Below are 1884 nucleotides of genomic sequence, written 5' to 3' on the forward strand. Positions count from 1 at the left end.
AAAAAATCTATTACAAGTATGGAAACTTTTACAAGTGAAAATATTAATTTATATCAATATAATATTAAAATAGATAGTGATAAAACAGAAATAGCTTCAAACGAAACATTTAAAATAACACTAAGTGGTGGAAAACCAAATGCGAGTGTAACTTGGAGTGTAAAAGGTGATGGAAATATTAAAACAAAAGATCAAAAATTTAATGCAGAAGGTAAAGCATTTTTAAATGGCGAAGGAAAATCACCATTTAATACCGACATAGAAATTCAAGCTCAAAGTTTGGGTAAAAATTTAAGTAAAAAAATAAAAATTGCTCCATTACCTGATAAATTATATATAGGTGATTACTCAAATAGATACACTGGATATTATAGTTCAGATGGAAAAACAGCTTATATTACGGGAAAAATAGGAGAAAAGGGACAATATTTATATTTCTTTGGTTTTGAAGATTCTTTAATAGGACAACATGTTAATGTAGAAGTAGATAGAGACGGATTAGGTTTTAGAAATAAAAATTTTAAAGTTACAAAATATACAGCAGGATCAGGAAATTATTACAATTTAGATAATTCTGATTTAGGACCCAATGCTATAGGAATTTTGATTACAGAAAGTGAAATACCTAGAGGAACTTACAATATTACTTTTAAATATAATAATAAGATTTCAAAATATGTTTTAATTAAGCAAATCAATTGATTCAGAATAACTTTTATGTTATTCTGAGTTTGTTAAGTTTAAGTGCAAAATACTTTTATAAATTTTGCCTTTATAGTTTGTGGTAAAAGTGTATATGCCATTATGTTTTTTTGTTGCCAGTGGATACCCTAATCCTGTATTTCCAAAATCTGCGACTATTAACCCAAATTTATTTTCTTCAAAAACATCATACCCATTTCCAGGTAATATATAGTAATTTCCACCTAATTGCCATTTCTTAAAAGGATATTGCGTATTTCCTCCATAAGCAGGTTGATAATTTATACTAAAATTAGCATTTTCTGCGTCATTTTTAGTTGCAAAACCAAAAATGATAACTTCAGTCGTTGGTTCTTCATTTATTACTTTTGTTATATGTAAATTTCTAAAATTATTTGTATAGTATCCCAAATCTGATTCCACTTTTCCAACTAAATTACCTATATCTCCCTCTCTATAAATTGTTCCTAAAGTAAAAAATACCCCGATACTTGTATCTTCTTACTTAAATTTTTACCCAAACTTTGAGCTTGAATTTCTATGTCGGTATTAAATGGTGCTAACTCTTATATAAGCATATATCATGATGTTTCCTTATTACAATAAAAGTTTAATATCGCTTATTTTAAAAAAGTAATTGCTTTTGCTTTCTCCCTCTCGGCTGAAATTGAAAGACAATTGATTTCACAAAGAACTAAAGAGGCTTTAGCTAGAAAAAAATGGAAGGTGCAATTTTAGGGCGTCCCAAAGGAAAAAAGAATAGAATTGAAGTAAATCCATGCTATCCAGCATTAAAACAAATTTTAAAATGGGATAAGCAAGGCTACTCACATTCAAAAATAGCAAGAAGAATAGGTGTTCATAGAGACACTTTAAGAAAATTTCTAATTACAATGGGATATACACATTTATTAAAAAGATATAGAACTGAGATTTAACTTTCTCTTTTAAGGGAAAAAATAGTGTGCTTTTAGTAGAATAAAAAAATTAAAAAATAACGAACGATAAATTTTAACAAAATATTCTAAAATTTATATTAATTATTTGTATGTGTAATTAATTATTAAGTGTTTGTTTTATTCTAGTTTTTATTCTATCCCAAATTTGGTATAATAAAGAAATTAAAAAAAATTATAAAAAATATCACTTATTTTATATCTAATTAATATTTTTTAGATATAA

General features: G+C 26.0%; 3 protein-coding genes. 2 read left to right on the forward strand and 1 reads right to left on the reverse strand.

Features of this window, described 5'->3' with window-relative positions; genetic code table 11:
* The coding region (locus tag CAMP5063_RS08230; protein ID WP_257929116.1) for a hypothetical protein at positions 1 to 702 on the forward strand (702 nt) is incomplete at its 5' end.
* 18 nt (positions 703 to 720) lie between these two features.
* On the opposite strand, the gene CAMP5063_RS08235 is transcribed toward CAMP5063_RS08230, so the two are convergent.
* Positions 721 to 1125 carry a hypothetical protein gene (locus CAMP5063_RS08235; protein ID WP_257929114.1) on the reverse strand — a complete coding sequence of 135 codons (405 nt, stop codon included), beginning with the start codon at positions 1123 to 1125 and terminating at the stop codon, positions 721 to 723.
* 296 nt (positions 1126 to 1421) lie between these two features.
* On the opposite strand from CAMP5063_RS08235, the gene CAMP5063_RS08240 reads away from it, so the two are divergent.
* A complete protein-coding gene (locus CAMP5063_RS08240) occupies positions 1422 to 1640 on the forward strand; it encodes a hypothetical protein (protein WP_308400690.1) in 219 nt (72 codons plus the stop codon).
* Positions 1641 to 1884 lie beyond the last annotated feature (244 nt).

It is taken from the genome of Campylobacter sp. RM5063, from assembly GCF_024723655.1.
Classification (GTDB): Bacteria; Campylobacterota; Campylobacteria; order Campylobacterales; family Campylobacteraceae; genus Campylobacter_D; species Campylobacter_D lari_D.

Excerpts from the sequence above, each read along its gene's own strand:
- CAMP5063_RS08240 (WP_308400690.1), top strand. The coding sequence starts at position 1,422 with ATGGAAGGTGCAATTTTAGGGCGTCCCAAAGGAAAAAAGAATAGAATT.